This is a genomic window from Sphingobium estronivorans, assembly GCF_008692605.1.
GTDB lineage: Bacteria > Pseudomonadota > Alphaproteobacteria > Sphingomonadales > Sphingomonadaceae > Sphingobium > Sphingobium estronivorans.
The window spans coordinates 82,654-102,384 of the sequence record NZ_LFCT01000010.1 but is presented as its reverse complement, the minus strand read 5'-3'; the positions used below and the strand labels follow the sequence as shown (position 1 = coordinate 102,384).

Below are 19,731 nucleotides of genomic sequence, written 5' to 3'. Positions count from 1 at the left end.
TTCATGAAAAACGCCCCTGCGCAAGGCGGAGCAACGCCAGGACCGAAAGCTGGGCGCGTTCACCCAGACTGTCGATGATCAGATATTCCGAATCGCTGTGAATATTCCCGCCGCGCACGCCCATGGTGTCGACCACGGGGACGCCGCAGGCGGCGATATTATTACCGTCGCAAACGCCGCCCGTATCCCGCCAGCCAATCGCCAGCCCCATATCCTGGCCGCATTGCCGGACCAGCGAGAATAATGCTTCCGCCTTTGCATCCATCGGCTTGGGCGGCCGGCCGAAATTGCCATGCAAATGCATGGTCACCTCATGGTCGCGGGAAATCCGGTCGATCTCCTCATCCAGCATGCGCCGGGCCGTATCTTCGTCGGCGGGGGTGCGGGGCCGGAAATTGACGTGGAGAATGGCATGGTCGGGAACGACGTTGTTCGGACTGCCCCCCTCGATCCGCGCCGGATTGCAGGACAGGCCAATGCCGCTGCCTGCCTTCAGCCGTAGCGCGAGGTCGGCGGCCGCCAGCAGCGCGTTGCGCCCGTCCTGCGGATTGCGGCCGGCATGGGCGCTTTTGCCTGTCACGACGATAGCGAAATTGCCACTGCCCGCCCGTGCGCCCGCCAGCGTGCCATCGGGGAGCGCCGGTTCATAGGTGAAGGCGGCGCACTTTCCCACAGCCGCCTGCCGCAGCAACGGGGCTGAAGAAGGGCTGCCCACTTCCTCATCGCTGTTGACGATCACCTCATAACCCAGATGTCCAGCGTTGGGGGCCGTCTCCAATGCGGCCAACGCGGCCAGCATGACCGCAAGCCCGCCCTTCATATCGGCAACGCCCGGCCCGTTCAGCGTCAGCGGATCGAGCCAGCGCAAGGTCTGAAACGCATGGTCGGCGGGAAACACCGTATCCATATGGCCGGTCAGCAAAATCTGTATCGGCGCGTCCGGGCGGACAGTCAGATGGAGATGCCGTCCGTGCGGAATGTCCTTCAGCCGTCCATCGGCCGCCACCGCCTCGACCCGTGCCGGGTCGGCAAGGTCGATTTTGCCCGGCAGGATCGCGAAGGCATCGGCCAGCATTCCGGCCATGGTGGCAAGCCCCGCCAGATTGCGCGATCCGCTGTTCACGCCGGCCCATAATTCAGTTTGTGCGAGCATGGGCGCCTCTGCCGCGCGCGCCATGACGTCCCGTTCCAGCGATGAAATTCCTCTCATCCTCGCGACCCTATCAGAGCAGCGGGGACGGCTCCACCCCCGTCAGAAAGCACCACCCCGTTCAGAAAGCATAAGTGAGGGTCAGCCGGCTGAGCGTGTCGAAATCCCGCGCCGTCAGCAGCGTTTCCGATTCATATTGGACATTGTAGGACATCGCCACCGCCCATCGCGTGCTGACCTTGGTCTCCAGCGAGGTCAGGGAATTGATCGAGTAGACGTCGCTTTCCGCATAGCCGGACGCCACCTGCTTGAAGACCAGTGTCGGCGCCAGCCGCCAGGCGAGGTCCATGGACGCACGCGCGCCCAATTTGGTTTCGCGCGCGCCAATCGCATATTTGGCATGACGGATGGACGGACCGGCGTCGAGCGACAGGTCCAGCGGCGTGCTGACCACGATCTTGTAACCGACGCCGACCGAAGCGGTGTAACGCTCATCATAGCCGATGGAGGTGTCCCTCTCGAATTGCGTCAGCCCGTAAGCGAAACCGCGTGGATCGAATTCGTAGCGAGGCTCATAGCTGGCGGTATAGCGTTCGCGGGACGTCACGCCATTGGCGCGTCGATAATCGACGCTGGCGGATAATTTATGAGACCATTGGATGCCGTTGCGTTTCAACGCGGCGCTGGCGCTGATGCCGATTTCGCTTGTTGAGCCAGTGGAGCGGAAACCGCCAGCCTCGACCTTGCCGGTCCACAATTCGGTGAAGCGCGCTTCCCGGATGACGGTATCGTGGGTCGCCTTGGTCCGTTCTTTCCAGCTATTGACCATGCGCTGGATTTCATCGGCCGAACCGGGGTTGGTCTGTCTGGCGATTTTCGCGACGGTGGCGATTTCGGTTTCATTGCCGTTGGCGATCGCTGCCTCCAGCATCTCCCGCACGGAAGGCGGCAGCAATACCGGATAGCCGGCCCATGCCGGCGCGGGAACGAGCAGGGGAAGAAGGGCCATGGCATACCGCATGGCGCCGCTCATACCGACATGGCGGCGGATTTTAACCCTCTTTTCAGATCAATGTCCTGAATTCCTGAAGAATATCGCGATACAGCTTGCGCTTGAAAGGCACGATCAGATCCGGCAGCGATTCGGGATCGGCCCATTTCCAATCGCGAAATTCCGGATGCTGGGTCTGGATATTGATGTCGGCGTCCGTGCCCAGAAAACGGGCGAGAAACCAAAATTGGCGCTGGCCGCGATATTTGCCGCCCCACAGCTTGCCGATCAATTCGGCGGGCAGGTCGTAGAAATGCTCTTCCCGCGCCTTGGCAATGATTTCGACATGGGCGTGATCGATTCCCGTTTCCTCGTTCAATTCGCGAAGAGCGGCGGCCTTGATGTCCTCCCCATCGTCGATGCCGCCCTGCGGCATCTGCCAGGCTTCAACATTGTTATCGATCCGCTGGCCCACGAAAACCTGGCCATCCATGTTGACGAGCATGATCCCGACACACGGCCGGTAGGCGAGTTCTGCATCATTTGGCATCGAGGCCATCTTCGTCCCTGATCGTTGTTCCGGGCATGCCGGTCGCACACCCTTATTGCAGCGCAAGAATAAACGGCGGGATGCCCGGCGTCCATGGATGAAAAGGGCAAGGACGGCGATTTGTGTCCCAAAGGGAATGAACTGCGGCGACAGGTGCTTGGAACCGGGTCGGCGCAATGGCATTGGGGTCGCATGGCTTCTCCCGTCATCCTCTGGTTCCGTCAGGATTTGCGTCTGTCCGATCAGGCGGCCCTGGCCGCTGCGGTCCATGAAGGGCCGATCATTCCCGTCTATGTGCTCGACGACGTCGCCCCCCGGCAATGGAAGATGGGCGGCGCATCGCGCTGGTGGCTGCATCACAGCCTGAAGAGCCTGGATGACGATTTGCGCGCCAAGGGGTCCCGCCTGATCCTCCGGCGCGGCAACTCTGTTGCTGAATTGGCCAGGCTCGCGAAGGAAACGGGCGCGCGCGGGGCTCATGCCCTGCACCATCATGAGCCCTGGTGGCGCAATGTCGAAAAGGCGGTGGGCCGGGAACTCGATCTTTGTCTGCACGATGGCGGCCTGCTGTTGCCGCCGGGTGCCGTTCGGACAGGCGGAGGCGGAACCTATCGCATCTATACCCCGTTTGCCCGGGCGTTGATGGAGCAGATGCCTCCGGCATCTCCGATCCCCGCGCCTTCCCGGATCGGCGTTCCGTCCCAATGGCCCGAAAGCGATTCGCTGGACGACTGGCATTTGCTGCCGAAAAAGCCGGATTGGGCGGCCGCCTTTTCCCGCGACTGGACACCGGGGGAGGAAGGGGCGCGCGCCCATGTCGCCGCTTTCCTGGATGAGGTGGGCGATTATGCGGTTGCCCGGAACCTGCCCTCACGGGAAGGCACGTCGCGCCTGTCCCCGCACCTGCATTTCGGGGAGGTTTCGCCCGCCTATGTGTGGCATCGGGTCAGCAAGGCGTCCGGCGATGCGACCATATTTCTCAAGGAACTCATCTGGCGCGATTATGCGCATACCCAGATCTGGGCGATGCCGGCCTATGGCTCGGAAAATGCCAGAGCCGCGTTCGACGCCATGGCCTGGCGCGATCTGCGGGAAGCAAGGGCGGATTTCAAGGCCTGGAAAACGGGCCGCACGGGCTACCCGATCGTGGACGCCGGCATGCGCCAGCTCTGGACCACCGGATGGATGCACAATCGCGTGCGCATGATCGCGGCGAGTTTCCTCATCAAGCATCTGCTGATCGACTGGCGCCATGGCGCCCGCTGGTTCTGGGACACGCTGGTCGATGCGAGCTACGCCAATAACAGCGTCAATTGGCAATGGGTTGCGGGCAGCGGCGTGGATGCCAATATCTTTTCTCGCATCATGGCGCCGCTCACTCAATCCGAGAAGTTCGATGCCGCCGACTATATCAGGGAGTGGGTGCCTGAACTCGCCCATCTGGAGGATCGTCAAATCCATGATCCAGACGCCCATGGCATGCGTCCCCCCGATTATCCGCCCAAATGCATCGGCCATAAGGAAGGGCGGGAAAGGGCGCTGGCCGCCTATCGTGGAAGCAAGCCATGATTGCGGTGCGATAAACCATCAGGCACAGTGGTCCCATGAACGCTATTGATCCCCGTCGCGGCCGGGCAGCGCTTCCGGTTCGGCGTCCGCTGGACCGCTACCCGCACGGCTGGCTGGGCCGGTGGGCGGGTCAGAAATTCCATCGTCTGCTCGACCGGATCGACGAGGGGCTGGAAAATGGATCGCTGCACGCGATCCTGCCGGACGGAAGCCAGCGGCTGCTCGGGCATCGGGCACCGGGACCGGCATGCGAGGTGCATCTGCTGCGGTGGCGGGCCTTGCTTCGCCTCATCACCGGAGGATCGGCGGGCTGGTACAGGGCCTGGGCGCGCGGGGAATGGACCAGCCCCGATCCCGTTGCGCTGTTCGAACTGTTCATGGCCAATGCCGTGCCCCTCGGCAATGTCGCCCGGCCCAGCGGTCCGGCGCGCTGGTTGGGGCGAGCGGCGCACAGGGCACGCCGCAACAGCCGAAAGGGATCGCGGCGCAACATCGCCTATCATTATGATCTGGGCAATGATTTCTACGGTCTATGGCTTGACCGGAACATGCATTATTCCAGTGCCTTGTTCCGCGATCCTCAGGATCGGATCGAAAGCCTGGAACGCGCGCAGCAGCGCAAGGCCGACGCCATCATCGACCGGTTGGGCCTGGAGGAAGGCCATTCGCTGCTGGAGATCGGCTGCGGCTGGGGCGGTCTGGCCGAGCGGGCGATGGAACGGTGCGCCGTCCGCTACGATGGTCTCACCCTTTCGGTCGAGCAGGCAGAATATGCCCGCGACCGACTGGGATCGGGGGCGAACATCATCCTGCGGGATTATCGCGATGCGGAGGGGCAATATGACGCCATCGCCAGCGTCGAGATGGTCGAGGCGGTGGGCGAACGCTACTGGCCTGCCTATGTCGAGGCGATTGCCCGCCTGCTGAGGCCCGGCGGCCGGGCGGCGATCCAGTATATCCTGATCGACGATGCGATCTTCGATGGCTATGCGCGCGGCGCCGATTTCATCCAGACCTATATCTTTCCCGGCGGGATGCTGATGTCGGAGGGCCGTTTCCGGCGGCTGGCCGAGGAGCAGGGCCTGCAATGGCGGGATGTCCGCCATTTCGGCATCCACTATGCCGAAACGCTGCGGCGTTGGCGGGAACGGTTCGACCGCGCCATCGACAAGGGCCTGTTGCCGGCCAGCTTCGACCAGCATTTCGTCGATCTGTGGCGCTATTATCTGATGTATTGCGAAGGCGGTTTCCGCGGGGGCACCATCGATGTCGCACAGGTGACGCTGGTAAAGCCCGCCTAGTCGATCCGTGTCCGATAGCCGTCAGGCGTGTCGCTGAGGACCAGATCCAAAATGGCTTGCCCCACGACGGCCGGTTCCTTCAACGTCGCCGGATCTTCGCCGGGGAAGGCACGGGCGCGCATGGCCGTATGCGTCGCGCCGGGATCGACGATATGGGTACGGATGGCGGAGATATTCTTCACTTCCTCGCCATAGGCACTCACCAGCGTTTCCAGTGCGGCCTTGGACGCGCCATAGGCGCCCCAATAGGCGCGGGGCTGAAGGCCGACAGAGGAGGTCACGGCCACCACCCGCGCATCGTCGCTTGCCCGGAGCATGCCGTCAAAGGCGGCGATCAATGCCTGAGGCGCGCCGACATTGAGTGTCAGCAGCCGTGCAAATTCCTTCGCGTCGATCGCTGGCACGGAAGCCAGACTGCCCAGCGTCGCGGCATTGAGCACCAATATGTCGAGCGCCTGCCAACGTCCCGTGATGGCCTGCGCCAGCCGCCCGATGCTTTCCCCGTCGATCAGGTCCAGGGGCGCGATGGTCGCGTGACCGCCCGCCTTATGGATGCGATCCTCCACTTCCTCCAGTCCGCCGCTGGTTCGCGCTGTCAGGATCACATGGGCACCGGCGGCAGCCAGCGCTTCGGCGGCAGCGGCGCCGATGCCCCGACTTGCGCCGGTAACGAGGGCGAGTTTACCGGAGAGAGGCTTGGTCGACATGGATTTCCCTTCGTCAGGGGCGGGGCAGGGCAAGTCCAGGGCCGCAAAAGCCCGGGACTTGTCCTTCAACAGGAGGGGAAGGCGGTCAAACCACCCGTTCGGCGAGCAGTTCGAGCTGGTTCTGCACCACGGCTTCGTCCTGATCGGTCAGCGTGGTGGGGTAGTCGCCGGTAAAGCAGGCATCGCAATATTGCGGCCGGATGTCGGCCCGCTTCGTCTCGCCCAGCGCCTTGTAGAGGCCGTCGATCGAGATGAAGGACAGGCTGTCGGCGTGGATGAATTCCTGCATCCCGCCAATGTCCAGACGATGGGCGAGCAGCTTCGCCCGTTCGGGCGTGTCGACGCCGTAGAAGCAGCTATGCTTGGTCGGCGGGCTGGCGATGCGCATATGCACTTCCTTGGCACCCGCTTCGCGCATCATCTGCACGATTTTCAGGCTGGTCGTGCCGCGCACGATCGAATCGTCGATCAGCACGATCCGCTTGCCTTCGATCAGCGCACGATTGGCGTTGTGCTTCAGCTTGACGCCCAGATGGCGAACCTTGTCGCCCGGCTGGATGAAGGTTCGGCCGATATAATGCGAACGGATGATGCCGAGTTCAAAGGGAATGCCCGACTGTTGGGCGTAGCCGATGGCCGCTGGAACGCCACTGTCCGGAACGGGGATGACATAGTCGGCCTCGACCGGGTTTTCGATGGCGAGCTGCGCGCCGATGGCCTTGCGGACCGAATAGACGCTGGCACCGTCGACGATCGAATCGGGGCGGCTGAAATAGACATGCTCGAAAATGCAGGGACGGGCATGGCTTTCGCCGAAGGGGCGATGGCTTCGCACTTCGCCGTCATGGGTGATGATGACCAGTTCGCCCGGCTCAATGGACCGGACATGCTCCGCTCCCACTACGTCGAAGGCGACGGTTTCGGACGCGAAGATCGTCGAGTCGCCCAGCTTGCCCATCACCAGCGGCCGAATGCCCAGAGGATCGCGGCATGCGATCATGCCTTCGGAGGTCATGACGATCAGCGAATAGGCGCCTTCGACCTGCTTCAGCGCGTCGATGAACTTGTCGAGCAAGGTCCGGTAAGTAGATGTCGCGACGAGGTGGATGATCACTTCGGTGTCGGACGTCGACTGGAAGATCGACCCGCGCCGGATCAGTTCGCGGCGCAGCTTCATGGCATTGGAGATATTGCCGTTATGGGCGACGGCGAAACCGCCGGAACTCAGTTCCGCATAAAGCGGCTGAACGTTGCGCAGCGAGGTTTCCCCGGTCGTGGAATAACGGACATGGCCGCAAGCCGCGCTGCCGGGCAGGGCCCGAATCACCTCGTCGCGGTCGAAATTGCCCGCCACATGGCCCATGGCCCGATGGGTGTGGAAACCATGGCCGTCCCAGCTGGTGATGCCAGCGGCTTCCTGACCCCGATGCTGGAGCGCATGAAGGCCAAGCGCAACCATGGCGGAGGCGGTTTCAGCATTGAAAACGCCGAAAATACCGCATTCCTCACGCAGTTTGTCGTCGTCGAACGGGTTCGTCGTAAACATGGGTTCTTGATGGTCCACTGCCAATCCTGTCCGCCCCGATGGGGTGGCTGTCGCGCGCATATAGTGTGTCGGGGACGATTTGTCGCCTGTCTGTCATAAAAAAGGAGCTCAGGCCCGATCTCCCTTCAACGGAAATCGGGGTAAGCCGTACTGGCGTTGCGACAACGGGAAGGCTAAGAGCCTGTTGCCATGCATCGTTTCGCCAATCCTGCACGCTTCCTCAAAATTGCCCGACCGTTGACGGTTTGGCTGTTCTGGCCCGGGCTTGCCCTGTTGCTGATCGGAGCCGGTTGCGGTCTGTTCGTGACCCCCGCCGATTATCTTCAGGGCGATACGGTGCGTATTCTCTATATCCATGTGCCGGCGGCCTGGCTGGGAATGGGCGGCTGGACCGGCATTGCCGTGGCTGCGCTGATGCAACTGGTCTGGCGTCACCCGCTCGCCGCCGTGGCGGGGCGGGCCATTGCCATGCCCGGCGCTTTCTTCACGGCCATCTGTCTTGTCACCGGATCGATCTGGGGACGGCCCACTTGGGGAACCTGGTGGGAATGGGACGGCCGCATGACCTCCATGCTGGTGCTCTTCTTCCTGTATCTGGGCTATATCGCGCTCGCCAATGCCAGCGCGCGGCAGGGCAATGGTGGAGTCAGCCCCGTGACCGCCATTTTCGGACTGGTCGGCGCGGTCAACCTGCCCATCATCAACCGATCGGTGGTGTGGTGGAACAGCCTCCACCAGGGTCCCAGCATCACGCTGCGCGGGTCGAGCATCGACAGTGCCCTGCTCTGGCCCCTTGGTTTCACGTTGATCGGTTTCACCTTGATTTTCGTCGCCATCCTGTTGATGCGCATGCGCGCCATTCTGGCGCAGAACAAGATCGAGGCGCGGATGCAGCGCCTTGCTCGAGGATAACAGGTCGCGGGGGCGGGGATGAATCAGTGGGCTTTCGTGATCGGCGCCTATGCGCTGACCTTTGCGGGTACCGGCATCATCAGCCTTTTGAGCTGGCGGGGGATGCGCGGCGCTGAGGCCAGCGCGCAGCAACTGTCGGACCGGACATGAAGGCCGGGTCATGAAGGCAAAGCATCAGCGATTGATCCTTGCGGTCGTGGCGTTGGTCGCGCTGATCACGGCGGGGCTATTGGCGGCGTCCGCGCTCAAGGATGAGGCTGCCTATTTTTATGCGCCGGGTGACGTCAAGGCCAAGGGCGTCGAGCCGGGCAAGCCGATCCGGCTGGGTGGCATGGTGGTCAAGGGCAGCCTCCAAAAAGCGCCCGACGGCGTCACCATCCATTTCGACGTCACTGACGGGAAAGCGACGGTTCCGGCCAGTTTCAAGGGCATCGCGCCCGATCTGTTCCGCGAAGGATCGGGCGTCGTGGCGGAAGGCGCGTTCGACCGGAGCGGCACCTTCCAGGCCAGCAATCTGCTCGCCAAGCATGACGAACGCTATATGCCGCGCGAATTGCAGGGCATCCAATATGACGAAAAGACCTACAAGATGAAGGCTGGTCAGTGAGCGGGAATCTGCGCGGATGATTGCTGAGGCTGGTTTGGCTGCATTGTGGCTCGCCGCCTCGCTGGCGCTGCTCCAGCTGGCGCTGGCGGCTATCGGCCTTGCGGGTGGGAAGACCGAGTTGCTGAGCGCTGTCCGGCCCGTCGCGGTGGCGCAGGGCGGGCTCACGGCGATCGCTTTCGCCCTGCTGATCGCGCTGTTCCTGCGATCCGACATGTCGGTTCTGCTGGTCGTGACCAACAGCCATTCGATGAAGCCCTGGCTCTACAAATTCGCGGGCACATGGGGCAATCATGAAGGCTCGATGCTGCTCTGGGTGACGGTGATGGGCGTCGCGGGCGCCGCTGTCGCCCTGTTCGAGCGGGCGCTGCGGCGAGAGACGCATATGGCGACGCTGGGCGGGCAGGCGGCGATCAGTCTGGGCTTCTACGCCTTTCTGCTTTTCGCCTCCAATCCCTTTGCGCGGATCGATCCGCCGCCGGCCGATGGGCAGGGGCTGAATCCGCTGCTGCAGGACCCCGGTCTCGCCTTCCATCCGCCGACGCTTTATCTCGGCTATGTCGGGCTTTCCGTGGCTTTTTCCTTCGCGGTGGGGGCGCTGCTGACCCGGCAGGTCGATGCCGCCTTCGCGCGCGCCATGCGTCCCTGGGTGCTGGGGGCGTGGATTTTGCTGACGCTGGGTATCACGGCGGGCAGCTATTGGGCCTATTATGAACTGGGCTGGGGCGGTTGGTGGTTCTGGGACCCGGTGGAAAATGCTTCGCTCATGCCCTGGCTGGCGGCGACGGCGCTGCTGCATAGCGTGACCGTGCTGGCGACGCGGGATGCGTTGCGCGCCTGGACCGTGATGCTGGCGGTCATCGCCTTTTCGATGTCGATGGTGGGGACATTCCTTGTTCGCTCCGGCATTCTGACCAGCGTGCATGCCTTCGCCGTCGATCCGCAGCGCGGTACCTTCATTCTCGCGCTGCTCGGCGTCTATATCGGCGGAGCGCTGGCCCTCTTCGGCTGGCGCGTGGGCGCGGTGCGCGAAGGCGCCCCCTTCGAGCTGGTCAGCCGGGAAACCATGCTGGTCGTCAACAATCTGCTGCTCTCGGTGATATTGGGGCTAGTGCTGATCGGCACGCTGTACCCGCTGATGACGGAGGCTTTCGGGCATAAGGTATCGGTGGGGGCGCCTTATTTCGATCGGATCGCAGGGCCCGTCGCGCTGACGCTGATGATCGTGATGATCCTGGGACCGCTGACCCGCTGGCGGCGGGACCGGATGCGGGAAGTGACCCGGCGGATCGCGGTTCCGATGGCCGTGGGAGCGATCGCGCTCGTTGCTCTTGCCGTGCTCGCCTGGGGGAAGATCGGTGTCCTGCCCTTCCTGGGGCTGGTGATCGCGCTGGCTGTCGCGGTTGGGAGCGTGGCGCCGCTTTGGAAACGCAATCTGCGCCGGACTCCGCTCTTCACCTGGGGCATGGTGATCGCGCATCTGGGCTGCGCGGTCAGCCTGGCAGGGATGGCCTGCGATTCGGCGTTCACGGTGGAGAAGCTGGTGGCCGCGCGGCCTGGCGAGGTAGTGGAGACGGCAGGCTGGACGCTTCGCTTCAAGCAGATACTACCGCTCGCCGGCGATAACTGGACGGCGCTTCAGGCCGATATGGAAGCGAGCCGGGACGGCGGCGAGCCGGTCCTGATGCATCCGCAATCGCGCTTCTTCGCCTCGCCGCCGACCACGACGACGGAGGCCGCGCTGCTGACCCGCTGGAATGGCCAGCTTTATGTGGTGTTGGGTCAGGAGGCGGATGCAGGCCGCTGGCAGCTTCGTATCTGGTGGAAGCCCTTTGTGACCCTGATCTGGCTCGGCGGTTTCCTGATCGCGCTCGGCGGCGCGATGGCGCTGATCGGGCGCGAGCGGCGCGGATGGCTGCTCAAATGGCGGGCCAGGAAGGCCGAGGAGGCTTTCGCATGAGGAAGCTGCTGATCTGGCTGCCGCTGGTCCTGTTCCTGGGCTTTTTCGGGCTGTTCGCGAGCGGGCTGCTGCGTCCTGACGACCGGATCATCACCTCGAAGCTGGTCGGCAAGCCACTCCCGGCTTTTGCTCTTCCCGCCGCAGCGAGCGATCGGCCGCCGCTCGCCAATATGCAGCTTGCGACCGGCAAGCCGCGCCTGCTCAACATCTTCGCAAGCTGGTGCGTGCCCTGCGCCGCCGAAGCGCCGCAACTGATGGCGCTCAAGCAGGCCGGGGTGGAGATCGACGCCATCGCCATTCGCGATGCCCGGCCGGATGTCGATGCTTTCCTCAAGCGCTATGGCAATCCCTACGCCCGAATCGGTCTCGATGCGCGGAGCGAAGTGCAGATCGCGCTGGGCTCCTCCGGAGTGCCGGAGAGCTTCGTCATCGATGGTCGGGGCCGGATCGCCTATCAGCATGTGGGCGATATTCGCGAAGATGACGTGCCGATGATCCTCAACCGGCTGAGAAGCGCGAAATGAAGGCGCTTCTTGCCCTCTTGGCGCTGATGCTGAGCGTGCCTTCCTTCGCGCAGTCTGCACTGCCCCCCGCACCCTATGCCGATCGACAGATCGCTGACCCAGCGCTGGAGAAGAAGGCACGGACCCTCATGGAGACGATCCGCTGTCTTACCTGTCAGAGCCAGTCCATCGCCGACAGCAATGCCAGTATGGCGGGCGATCTCCGCTCGCAAATTCGCGAACGCATTTTGGCGGGCGAGCAACCCGAACATATCCGCGCCTGGCTGATCGAGCGCTACGGCGATTGGGTGAGCTATGAACCGACGGCCGATCCAATCCTCTGGCCGCTCTGGGCGGCGCCGTTGCTGTTGCTGGGGCTGGGGCTGCTGATCCTGCGCGGCCGGATCAAACGGAGGCGGCCATGACGGGATGGATTATCGCAGCGGCCCTGGCGATGGTGACGCTGGCCGCGATCATGGCGGTGGGCCGGATTCCGCGTTCGGCGTGGGAGATTACGGCGGCGGCGCTGCTGCTCGGCCTTGCGGGCTATGCCTGGCAGGGACGGCCCGGCCTGGCCGGCGCGCCCCGGCAAATGGAGGAAAAGGGCGGTGCGGCCTTTGACGAGAAACTTGCCGAGCAACGGCGTGGCATGGCGGAGCGCTATGGCAAGGCGGGCCAGTGGTTGATGCTGTCCGACGGTCTGGGGCGGCAGGGCAAGACCGAGGAAGCGGCCAATGTGTTGATTTCGGGGCTGCGGGAAACCCCTGACGATCCCAATTTGTGGCTCGGTTTCGGGAATGCGCTGGTCGCTCATGCGGGCGGCGTGCTGTCGCCCGCGGCGGATTTTGCCTATCGACGGGCCATGGCGATCGATCCCGAAGGCCCGGCACCGCGTTATTTCTACGGTCTTGCCCTGGCTCGCGCCGGACAGTTGAAGGAAGCGCGCGCTCTCTGGGCGCCGTTGGCGGCCAGTGCGCCTGAAGGCAGCGACATCCGCAAGGAACTGGAAGGCAATATCGCGCGTATCGATGCGATGCTGGGATCTCAAAGCCCGTAGAGGCGATCAAAGCCGCGCCCGCGCATTGCCTAGTCCATGGAGCCATGATAGGGCGCGGCGGTTTGCGGGGGCTTAAGGAATGACAAGACGGGCCGCTTCCCCCTTCGGGTGTCCAAAGATCATGACAATTCGGCATTTTCTTCATGGCTGATGCGACCATCAACGGCGGCGCGCATGCTGACGACGACGCCCATGGTCATGGCCATGCCGGACAAAAGGCGACGCTGAAACTGGTGGTTGGAGCCATCGGGATCGTGTTCGGCGATATCGGCACCAGCCCGCTCTATGCCTTTCGCGAAACCTTTGCCGGGCATCATCATCTCGATCTCGACCCCGATCATATATTGGGCGTCATCAGCCTGATGTTCTGGTCGATGATGCTGGTGGTTACGTTGAAATACGTCACCGTCATCATGCGCGCGGACAATAAGGGGGAGGGCGGCAGCCTGGCGCTGCTGGCTCTCATCAACGGCCAGACAAAGACCCAGCGGTGGTCGCGCGGCATCGTCTTGCTGGGCGTGTTCGCGACGTCGCTATTTTACGGCGATTCGATGATTACGCCGGCGGTGTCGGTGCTGTCGGCGGTGGAAGGCCTGGCCGTCTATAACGGCAATCTGGCCCCGTTGATATTGCCGGCAGCGATCATCATCCTGCTGGGGCTGTTCTGGATTCAAGGCCTTGGAACCAATCGCGTCGCGGCGCTCTTCGGTCCGATCATGCTCTTCTATTTCCTGACCATAGCGGTTCTGGGCCTGATCAGCATCGTCAAGACGCCGGGCATCCTCCATGCCTTCAACCCCTATTGGGCGATCATGTTCTTCGTCACCGATCCTTTGCCCGCCTTTCTGGCGCTGGGCGCGGTCGTACTGGCGGTGACGGGGGCCGAGGCGCTTTATGCCGACATGGGCCATTTCGGCCGCAACCCGATCCGGGTGTCCTGGGTGGCGTTCGTGCTGCCAGCGCTGATGATGAACTATATGGGGCAGGGCGCCCTGCTGTTTCGCGAGGGCGCGGCGGCGTTGCACAGCCCCTTCTACTATCTCGCGCCGCAATGGGCGCAGCTTCCCTTGGTGGGCCTTGCCACGCTGGCGGCGATCATCGCCAGCCAGGCGGTGATTTCCGGCGCCTTCTCCGTAACGCAGCAGGCAATCCAACTGGGCTTCATGCCGCGTTTGCGCATCGCCCATACCAGCGCGTCGACCGCAGGACAGATCTACATTCCCCTGGTCAACTGGGGGTTGATGGTCATGGTCATCCTGCTGGTTCTGGTGTTCCAGACGTCCTCGAACCTGACGGCGGCCTATGGCATCGCGGTCACGGGCGCGATGTTCATCGACAATGTGCTGCTGACGGTGGTGCTTTATCGCCTTTGGAAGTGGCGCTGGTATTATTCGGTGCCGTTGCTGGCGATGCTGTTCCTGGTCGACGGCGCCTATCTGGCGGCAAACCTGACCAAGGTACCGGCGGGCGGATGGTTCCCGCTGCTGATCGGCTTCGTGATCTTCACGCTGCTCACGACCTGGTCGCGCGGACGCCGGCTGGTGCAGGACCGGCTGCGCGAAGCGGCGATGCCGATTCCGGTCTTCGTCGCCTCGGCCGCCAACAGTGCGGTTCGTGTGCCGGGCACGGCCGTATTCATGACGTCGACCCCGGACGGCGTGCCCCATGCGCTGCTGCACAACCTCAAGCACAACAAGGTTCTGCACGAACGCGTCATCCTGCTGACCGTGAAGATCAAGGACGTGCCGGTGGTCGAGGATGATGGCCGGTGCAAGCTGGAGGATCTGGGCCGGGGCTTCTTCCGCCTGGTCCTGCAATATGGCTTCATGCAGGAGCCTGACGTACCCGCCGCGCTCAAGAACGTCACCGGCTGCGGGCAGGCGTTCAAGATGATGGATACCAGTTTCTTTCTGGCGCGTCAGACGCTGCTGCCCTCGGCCAAGCCGGGTATGCCGCTGTGGCGGGAGAAAATCTTCGCCTGGATGCTGCGCAACGCGGAAAGCGCTATGGAATTCTTCCGACTGCCCACCAACCGGGTGGTCGAACTGGGAAGCCAGGTCGAAATCTGACCAACGTGAAAAGGGCGCGGCATGGTTGCCGCGCCCCCTTCCCTGAAACAGCCGCGGAGGATCAGGCGGCGTCGCGATCCTTGCCGTTGATATCGACCAGTTGGCCGCCGTTGATGGCGATTTTCTTCGGCTTCATCGCTTCGGGAATTTCGCGCACCAATTCGATGATCAAAAGCCCGTCGGACAGATCGGCCTTCTCGACCCGGACGAAATCGGCCAGTTCGAAACGCCGCTCGAAGCTGCGGTTGGCGATGCCGACATGCAGGAAGCGCGAGCGGTCGCCGCCCTGCGCCTCGTCCTTCCGGCCCGTCACCTGAAGCAGATTCTGCTGGGCCGTGATCTCGATTTCATCGGTGCGGAAACCCGCCACGGCGAGCGTGACGCGATAGCGGTCCTCGGACAGCCGCTCGATATTGAAGGGGGGATAATTATCGCCCTGTTGCAACCGGGCATTATTTTCGATCAGGTCGAAAAGGCGGTCGAAGCCCACGGTCGAACGGCGATAGGGGGTCAGGTCAAAACCACGCATTGTCATAATCTCCAAAAGAGCAAAATGAACGGGCCGGACCCAAATCTGGCATCCGGCGGAACGCTGTCCGACCCCGAATGGCGGCCGGACGCTGTGGATATGGTTTGACGACAGAGGGTTTCAAGTGGGCGTTCAAAGCGATTTGCATGCCCAGATACGAAAGCTGTCTTCGCGTGACGTCATGGCCAGAAGCAGGAATGCAGGCGCGTCGATCGGCCCAAATTGTCCCAGAAAGAAAAGTACCCGGGCCGTGTTTTTACGACCCGGGTACTGATGGACGATTGCTCGTCTCCCCCTTGGTCTGCCTCAACCGCTTCTTAGCCCCCTAAGCTCGAAGCGGGATGCAGTATCCCTGAACCACGGCCTTTACCTGTGCTTCGGAGCCTTTGCTATGGGCTGCGCAGGCTGCTGTCACGGGCTATTTCCCTGCGCTGTGATTTTCCCCAACAGGCTGTGGCGTCCATGCAACAATCCGGCAGCGCTTGCCGTTGGTTCAGAGCATGCTAGACGGGCAAGCCATGTCCCCATCAAAAGGCCGTTCCGCGCCGTCATGATTCTATCCCGATACGAACGCATGATCGCCAAGCGATACCTCCTGCCCGGCAAAGGGGAGGGGTTCATCTTCCTGGTCGCCGGGATCAGCCTGGTCGCGGTGATGCTCGGCGTGGCCGCGCTCATCATCGTGATGAGCGTGATGAACGGCTTCCGCGCCGAACTGTTCGACAAGATCGTCGGCCTCAATGGTCATGCCGTGGTTCAGGGCTATGGCGGTCGTCTTCCCGACTGGAAGGCGGTGCTCAAGGAAGCCAAGGCGACGCCGGGCGTCACCAGCGCCACGCCGCTGATCGAGCAGCCCTTGCTCGGCAGCTTTCAGGGCCGGGTCGAGGCCGTGCTGGTCCGCGGCATGACCGTGAACGATATTCGCAACAATGCGACGCTGAAGGCGAAGGTGTTGGCGGGCAGCCTCAACGCGTTGACCCCCAATAGCGGCAAGGTCGCGATCGGGTCGCGGCTGGCGGAAAATCTCGGCATCCAGATGGGCGACAGCATCACCATCATCAATCCGGCGGGGCGATCCACGCCCTTCGGCACGGTGCCGCGTCAGGTGTCCTATCAGGTCGCCGCGATCTTCGAAGTCGGCATCTACGATTATGACAAGGCGTTCATCGTCATGCCGATGGAGGATGCCCAGACCCTGCTGCTGCTGGGCGACGTGGTCGGCATGATCGAGGTCCAGACGGTCAATGCTGACCAGGTCGGCGCGATACTGGAACCGCTGGCGGGGAAGGTGGCCGGCCGCGCCGTCGTCACGGACTGGCGGCAGATGAACGCCTCCCTGTTCGAGGCGCTGGCGGTCGAGCGAGTGGCGATGTTCGTAGTCCTGTCGATCATCGTGCTGGTCGCGGTGTTCAACATTCTCTCCTCGCTCATCATGCTGGTGCGCGCCAAGACGCGGGATATCGCCATATTGCGGACCATGGGGGCGAGCCGGATCGGGCTGGTGAAGATTTTCATGACCGTGGGCGTCACCATCGGCACGTTGGGCATGGCGGCGGGCATGGTTCTGGGCTTCACCTTCCTCTTCTTCCGGCAGAGCGTGGTGAACGCGATACAGTTCCTCACGGGACAGAATCTCTGGGACCCATCGATCCGCTTTCTCACCGAATTGCCCGCCAAGCCCGATCCGGTGGAGATCGCCATCATCTGCCTGATGGCGCTGATCTTCAGCTTCCTTGCCACGCTCTATCCGGCGTTCAAGGCCGCCAATACCGATCCCGTGCAGGTGCTGCGTTATGAATGACATATTGAAGGTCAGCGGCCTCAAGCGCAGCTTTACCCAAGGCGGCGTCACCATAGAGGTGCTGCGCGGCGTCAATCTCTCGGTCGGAACGGGGGAGATTGTGGCATTGCTCGGCCCGTCGGGGTCCGGCAAATCGACGCTGCTCCAGGCCGTAGGACTCTTGGAAGGCGGCTTCGACGGATCGATCCGCATCGGTGGCGAGGAAGCCGCGAAACTCGACAATGATGGGCGGACCCGGCTGCGCCGCGATGCGCTGGGGTTCGTCTATCAATTTCATCATCTCCTGCCAGACTTCAATGCGATGGAAAATGTCGTGTTGCCGCAGGTCATTCGTGATGTGGATATGGGGACAGCCCGCTCCCGCGCGGAATCCCTGTTGGGATCGCTGGGCCTTGGCCATCGCCTGGAACATCGTCCGAGCCAGTTATCGGGCGGCGAGCAACAGCGCGTGGCCGTAGCCCGTGCGCTTGCCAACCGACCTGCATTGGTTCTGGCGGACGAGCCCACCGGCAATCTGGATGAGCGCACCGCAGACATCGTGCTGGCCGAATTCCTCCGGCTGGTGCGGGAGGAAGGGTCGGCGGCGCTGGTCGCGACCCATAATGAGCGGCTGGCCGAGAAGATGGACCGCGTGGTCCGCCTTCACGAGGGGCTGCTGGAAGACGGCTCAGGCCACATGTGAGGCCGCATCCCGGACCGTCGCGATGACGATCCGGTCGCGGCCTTGGCTCTTGGCGCGAAGCAACGCCGCGTCAGCCGTCCGCAACAGCGTTTCGGCGCGGCCGTGATCGGGGAAAGCGGCAAGGCCGAAGGAAGCCGTAATGGGGCCCAATTCCTCGCCCCGATGGTCGACGCGCAAATCCTGCACCCTTTGCTGTACCGTCCGAGCGCGTTCCATCGCCTGATCCAGCGTGAAGCCGGGCATCAGCAGAACAAATTCCTCGCCGCCTAACCGGAAGGCGCAATCTTTTTCGCGCAGCGCGTCATGCAGCACGGCGCCCACGGCGCGCAACACCGCGTCGCCGGCATCGTGACCATGATTGTCGTTGAACCGCTTGAAATGGTCGATGTCGACCATCAGGCAGGCCATCGGCTCATTCCTGTTTTCCGCTGACGCGACCTGTTCTTTGAAAACGACGTCGAAACGGCGGCGATTGGCGAGGCCCGTCAAAGGATCGGCCATCGCCATCTGTCGCAGCACGTCGCGCAAACGCAAATTGGCGAGCGCAAGGCCGATATTTTCCGCCAGCATCTCCAGATATTTTTCCGTGCGGCTGATCTGATCTGCGGTCATACCCTCGGGCTGCTCGAAATAGAGCAATCCGATGCTCTCGCCCTGCGCCGTCAAGGGGATGCAAATGGTGGCGATCGCCTCTTCGCCGGCGAGATGTTCGCAGGGGATGTCGATCAATTCGCCCGTGGGCTTGTGGGTCTGGCCCCGGCGCAGCGCCCAGCAAGCGGACGGGGCAAATTCATGAACTTGCGACTGGCGCGGCCCAAGCCAGGCGCAGGCCTGGACCATGGCATTGCGCCGCATGTCCTGAATGTAGAGGCGTCCCGCAAAGCCCGGCGCGATTTCCGGCGCGAAACGGCCCACCACGTCGACCAGATCGCCGATGCTGTCGCAGCCCTGCAAGCGCTGGGTCATGCGCGAAAGCTGGTCGCGGGTCATGCGGTCTGCGTCGCGTTCCTGCTCCAATCGCTGCCGTTCCAGACCATTTTCGCGGAAAATGCGTACGGCCTGCGCCATGTCGCCAATCTCGTCGACCTGGGGGAGTTCTGGCGGGATCGCCGCGAAATCCTGCGCCGCCAGCCGCGTCACCACATCGCTCAGCCGCACCACCGGCCGCAGGATGCGTTGCTTGAGAATGAAGTAAAGCACGCACAGGAACAGCAGCGCCGTCGCGCCCAGCATGAGTTCCGACATGAAGCGCCATTGCCGGGCCGTATCGGTCGCCTGCCGGACGGCGATTTCCGTTCGCTGGTCCAGCATATATTGGAATTTGCCGATCTGCGCGCCGATGCGGTCCAGTTCACGGCCATATTCATCGCCGAAGAGTATCCGGCGCGCGGTTTCGCCGTCACCCTTTTGCGCAGCCTGGATGGCGGCTTCCTGCTCGTCGGACAGCGCGTCGGCCCAGTGCAAGGCCTGCTTCAATGCCGCCAGTTCGCCGAGATTGGCGCCGGCATCGCGGACATGGGCCACGCGCTGTTCCACCGACCGTTCTTCGGCTCTTTCCCGGCGATAGGCGATGACATGGGTGGGATCGCCGGTGATCGCGAAGCTGCGTGCCTGTTCGCTCTGGCGGAAGGTGTCTTCCTCCAGCGTGGCGGTCATCTGGTCGAAGGTGGCCCGCTGTTCGACGGCGGCGCGTTCGCGCTGTTCTGCGCCCGATGCCATCAGCATGACGGTGCCCGACGCCAGCGTCAGGACCACGGTGGCGCCATAAGCCCAGTTGGTAATGGTGGATAAACGCATGGT

General features: G+C 63.0%; 19 protein-coding genes. 12 read left to right on the top strand and 7 right to left on the bottom strand.

What is annotated here, in order from left to right; translation table 11 throughout:
* Window position 1 precedes the first annotated feature (1 nt).
* The 3 genes from F7P65_RS08965 to F7P65_RS08955 form a co-directional block, all read right to left on the bottom strand.
* Window positions 2-1,210 carry a hydrolase gene (locus F7P65_RS08965; protein ID WP_150291398.1) on the bottom strand — a complete coding sequence of 403 codons (1,209 nt, stop codon included), beginning with the start codon at window positions 1,208-1,210 and terminating at the stop codon, window positions 2-4.
* Between the two features lie 61 nt (window positions 1,211-1,271).
* The gene (locus F7P65_RS08960) at window positions 1,272-2,171 is read right to left on the bottom strand and encodes a DUF481 domain-containing protein (RefSeq protein WP_150291397.1); all 900 of its coding nucleotides are present in this window, start codon (window positions 2,169-2,171) and stop codon (window positions 1,272-1,274) included.
* A 43-nt stretch (window positions 2,172-2,214) separates the two neighbouring features.
* The gene (locus F7P65_RS08955; RefSeq protein ID WP_150291396.1) at window positions 2,215-2,700 is read right to left on the bottom strand and encodes an RNA pyrophosphohydrolase; all 486 of its coding nucleotides are present in this window, start codon (window positions 2,698-2,700) and stop codon (window positions 2,215-2,217) included.
* Window positions 2,701-2,883: 183 nt separating this feature from the next.
* On the opposite strand from F7P65_RS08955, the gene F7P65_RS08950 reads away from it, so the two are divergent.
* Both F7P65_RS08950 and F7P65_RS08945 read left to right on the top strand, forming a co-directional pair.
* On the top strand, window positions 2,884-4,260 hold the full coding sequence (locus tag F7P65_RS08950; RefSeq protein WP_150291395.1) for a cryptochrome/photolyase family protein: 1,377 nt from the start codon (window positions 2,884-2,886) through the stop codon (window positions 4,258-4,260).
* 35 nt (window positions 4,261-4,295) lie between these two features.
* Window positions 4,296-5,561 (top strand): SAM-dependent methyltransferase, encoded by a 1,266-nt coding sequence (locus F7P65_RS08945; RefSeq protein ID WP_150291394.1) that lies wholly within the window; start codon window positions 4,296-4,298, stop codon window positions 5,559-5,561.
* Here the strand turns inward: F7P65_RS08945 and F7P65_RS08940 are convergent.
* Window positions 5,558-6,268, bottom strand: a complete 711-nt coding sequence (locus F7P65_RS08940) for an SDR family NAD(P)-dependent oxidoreductase (RefSeq protein WP_150291393.1) — start codon at window positions 6,266-6,268, stop codon at window positions 5,558-5,560. The genes F7P65_RS08945 and F7P65_RS08940 overlap by 4 nt on opposite strands.
* Window positions 6,269-6,353: 85 nt before the next feature.
* A complete protein-coding gene (purF, locus tag F7P65_RS08935) occupies window positions 6,354-7,814 on the bottom strand; it encodes an amidophosphoribosyltransferase (protein WP_150291392.1) in 1,461 nt (486 codons plus the stop codon).
* A 189-nt stretch (window positions 7,815-8,003) separates the two neighbouring features.
* Between purF and ccmC the strand changes: the two genes are divergently transcribed.
* From ccmC to F7P65_RS08900, 8 genes are all read left to right on the top strand, one after another.
* The gene (ccmC, locus tag F7P65_RS08930; protein ID WP_150291391.1) at window positions 8,004-8,726 is read left to right on the top strand and encodes a heme ABC transporter permease CcmC; all 723 of its coding nucleotides are present in this window, start codon (window positions 8,004-8,006) and stop codon (window positions 8,724-8,726) included.
* A gap of 18 nt (window positions 8,727-8,744) precedes the next feature.
* The gene (locus F7P65_RS22490; RefSeq protein ID WP_275897554.1) at window positions 8,745-8,876 is read left to right on the top strand and encodes a hypothetical protein; all 132 of its coding nucleotides are present in this window, start codon (window positions 8,745-8,747) and stop codon (window positions 8,874-8,876) included.
* A gap of 10 nt (window positions 8,877-8,886) precedes the next feature.
* Window positions 8,887-9,333 (top strand): cytochrome c maturation protein CcmE, encoded by a 447-nt coding sequence (gene ccmE / locus F7P65_RS08925; protein WP_150291390.1) that lies wholly within the window; start codon window positions 8,887-8,889, stop codon window positions 9,331-9,333.
* Window positions 9,334-9,349: 16 nt separating this feature from the next.
* Window positions 9,350-11,290, top strand: a complete 1,941-nt coding sequence (locus tag F7P65_RS08920; RefSeq protein WP_150291389.1) for a heme lyase CcmF/NrfE family subunit — start codon at window positions 9,350-9,352, stop codon at window positions 11,288-11,290.
* A complete protein-coding gene (locus tag F7P65_RS08915) occupies window positions 11,287-11,814 on the top strand; it encodes a redoxin family protein (protein ID WP_205452001.1) in 528 nt (175 codons plus the stop codon). The genes F7P65_RS08920 and F7P65_RS08915 overlap by 4 nt, the downstream gene beginning before the upstream one ends.
* Window positions 11,811-12,218 carry a cytochrome c-type biogenesis protein gene (locus F7P65_RS08910; protein ID WP_150291387.1) on the top strand — a complete coding sequence of 136 codons (408 nt, stop codon included), beginning with the start codon at window positions 11,811-11,813 and terminating at the stop codon, window positions 12,216-12,218. Before F7P65_RS08915 ends, F7P65_RS08910 begins: the two co-directional genes overlap by 4 nt.
* Window positions 12,215-12,850, top strand: coding sequence for a tetratricopeptide repeat protein (locus tag F7P65_RS08905; protein WP_150291386.1), 636 nt, complete (start codon window positions 12,215-12,217; stop codon window positions 12,848-12,850). The genes F7P65_RS08910 and F7P65_RS08905 overlap by 4 nt, the downstream gene beginning before the upstream one ends.
* A gap of 143 nt (window positions 12,851-12,993) precedes the next feature.
* The gene (locus F7P65_RS08900) at window positions 12,994-14,919 is read left to right on the top strand and encodes a potassium transporter Kup (protein ID WP_150291385.1); all 1,926 of its coding nucleotides are present in this window, start codon (window positions 12,994-12,996) and stop codon (window positions 14,917-14,919) included.
* 61 nt (window positions 14,920-14,980) lie between these two features.
* On the opposite strand, the gene F7P65_RS08895 is transcribed toward F7P65_RS08900, so the two are convergent.
* Window positions 14,981-15,448: an Hsp20 family protein gene (locus tag F7P65_RS08895; RefSeq protein ID WP_150291384.1), complete on the bottom strand. Its 468-nt coding sequence runs from the start codon at window positions 15,446-15,448 to the stop codon at window positions 14,981-14,983.
* A gap of 550 nt (window positions 15,449-15,998) precedes the next feature.
* Here F7P65_RS08895 and F7P65_RS08890 point away from each other — a divergent pair.
* Window positions 15,999-17,249, top strand: a complete 1,251-nt coding sequence (locus tag F7P65_RS08890; protein ID WP_150291383.1) for a lipoprotein-releasing ABC transporter permease subunit — start codon at window positions 15,999-16,001, stop codon at window positions 17,247-17,249.
* Window positions 17,242-17,931: an ABC transporter ATP-binding protein gene (locus F7P65_RS08885; RefSeq protein ID WP_150291382.1), complete on the top strand. Its 690-nt coding sequence runs from the start codon at window positions 17,242-17,244 to the stop codon at window positions 17,929-17,931. Before F7P65_RS08890 ends, F7P65_RS08885 begins: the two co-directional genes overlap by 8 nt.
* Here the strand turns inward: F7P65_RS08885 and F7P65_RS08880 are convergent.
* Window positions 17,917-19,728, bottom strand: coding sequence for a diguanylate cyclase (locus F7P65_RS08880; protein WP_150291381.1), 1,812 nt, complete (start codon window positions 19,726-19,728; stop codon window positions 17,917-17,919). The two genes, F7P65_RS08885 and F7P65_RS08880, sit on opposite strands and share 15 nt — an antisense overlap.
* Between the last annotated feature and the right edge of the window lie 3 nt (window positions 19,729-19,731).

What these genes read in the sequence shown, in the direction of transcription:
- F7P65_RS08965 (WP_150291398.1), bottom strand. Translation starts at nt 1,210, where the DNA reads ATGAGAGGAATTTCATCGCTGGAACGGGACGTCATGGCGCGCGCGGCA.
- F7P65_RS08960 (WP_150291397.1), bottom strand. Translation starts at nt 2,171, where the DNA reads ATGCGGTATGCCATGGCCCTTCTTCCCCTGCTCGTTCCCGCGCCGGCA.
- F7P65_RS08955 (WP_150291396.1), bottom strand. Translation starts at nt 2,700, where the DNA reads ATGGCCTCGATGCCAAATGATGCAGAACTCGCCTACCGGCCGTGTGTC.
- F7P65_RS08950 (WP_150291395.1), top strand. Translation starts at nt 2,884, where the DNA reads ATGGCTTCTCCCGTCATCCTCTGGTTCCGTCAGGATTTGCGTCTGTCC.
- F7P65_RS08945 (WP_150291394.1), top strand. Translation starts at nt 4,296, where the DNA reads ATGAACGCTATTGATCCCCGTCGCGGCCGGGCAGCGCTTCCGGTTCGG.
- F7P65_RS08940 (WP_150291393.1), bottom strand. Translation starts at nt 6,268, where the DNA reads ATGTCGACCAAGCCTCTCTCCGGTAAACTCGCCCTCGTTACCGGCGCA.
- purF (WP_150291392.1), bottom strand. Translation starts at nt 7,814, where the DNA reads ATGTTTACGACGAACCCGTTCGACGACGACAAACTGCGTGAGGAATGC.
- ccmC (WP_150291391.1), top strand. Translation starts at nt 8,004, where the DNA reads ATGCATCGTTTCGCCAATCCTGCACGCTTCCTCAAAATTGCCCGACCG.
- F7P65_RS22490 (WP_275897554.1), top strand. Translation starts at nt 8,745, where the DNA reads ATGAATCAGTGGGCTTTCGTGATCGGCGCCTATGCGCTGACCTTTGCG.
- ccmE (WP_150291390.1), top strand. Translation starts at nt 8,887, where the DNA reads ATGAAGGCAAAGCATCAGCGATTGATCCTTGCGGTCGTGGCGTTGGTC.
- F7P65_RS08920 (WP_150291389.1), top strand. Translation starts at nt 9,350, where the DNA reads ATGATTGCTGAGGCTGGTTTGGCTGCATTGTGGCTCGCCGCCTCGCTG.
- F7P65_RS08915 (WP_205452001.1), top strand. Translation starts at nt 11,287, where the DNA reads ATGAGGAAGCTGCTGATCTGGCTGCCGCTGGTCCTGTTCCTGGGCTTT.
- F7P65_RS08910 (WP_150291387.1), top strand. Translation starts at nt 11,811, where the DNA reads ATGAAGGCGCTTCTTGCCCTCTTGGCGCTGATGCTGAGCGTGCCTTCC.
- F7P65_RS08905 (WP_150291386.1), top strand. Translation starts at nt 12,215, where the DNA reads ATGACGGGATGGATTATCGCAGCGGCCCTGGCGATGGTGACGCTGGCC.
- F7P65_RS08900 (WP_150291385.1), top strand. Translation starts at nt 12,994, where the DNA reads ATGGCTGATGCGACCATCAACGGCGGCGCGCATGCTGACGACGACGCC.
- F7P65_RS08895 (WP_150291384.1), bottom strand. Translation starts at nt 15,448, where the DNA reads ATGCGTGGTTTTGACCTGACCCCCTATCGCCGTTCGACCGTGGGCTTC.
- F7P65_RS08890 (WP_150291383.1), top strand. Translation starts at nt 15,999, where the DNA reads ATGATTCTATCCCGATACGAACGCATGATCGCCAAGCGATACCTCCTG.
- F7P65_RS08885 (WP_150291382.1), top strand. Translation starts at nt 17,242, where the DNA reads ATGAATGACATATTGAAGGTCAGCGGCCTCAAGCGCAGCTTTACCCAA.
- F7P65_RS08880 (WP_150291381.1), bottom strand. Translation starts at nt 19,728, where the DNA reads ATGCGTTTATCCACCATTACCAACTGGGCTTATGGCGCCACCGTGGTC.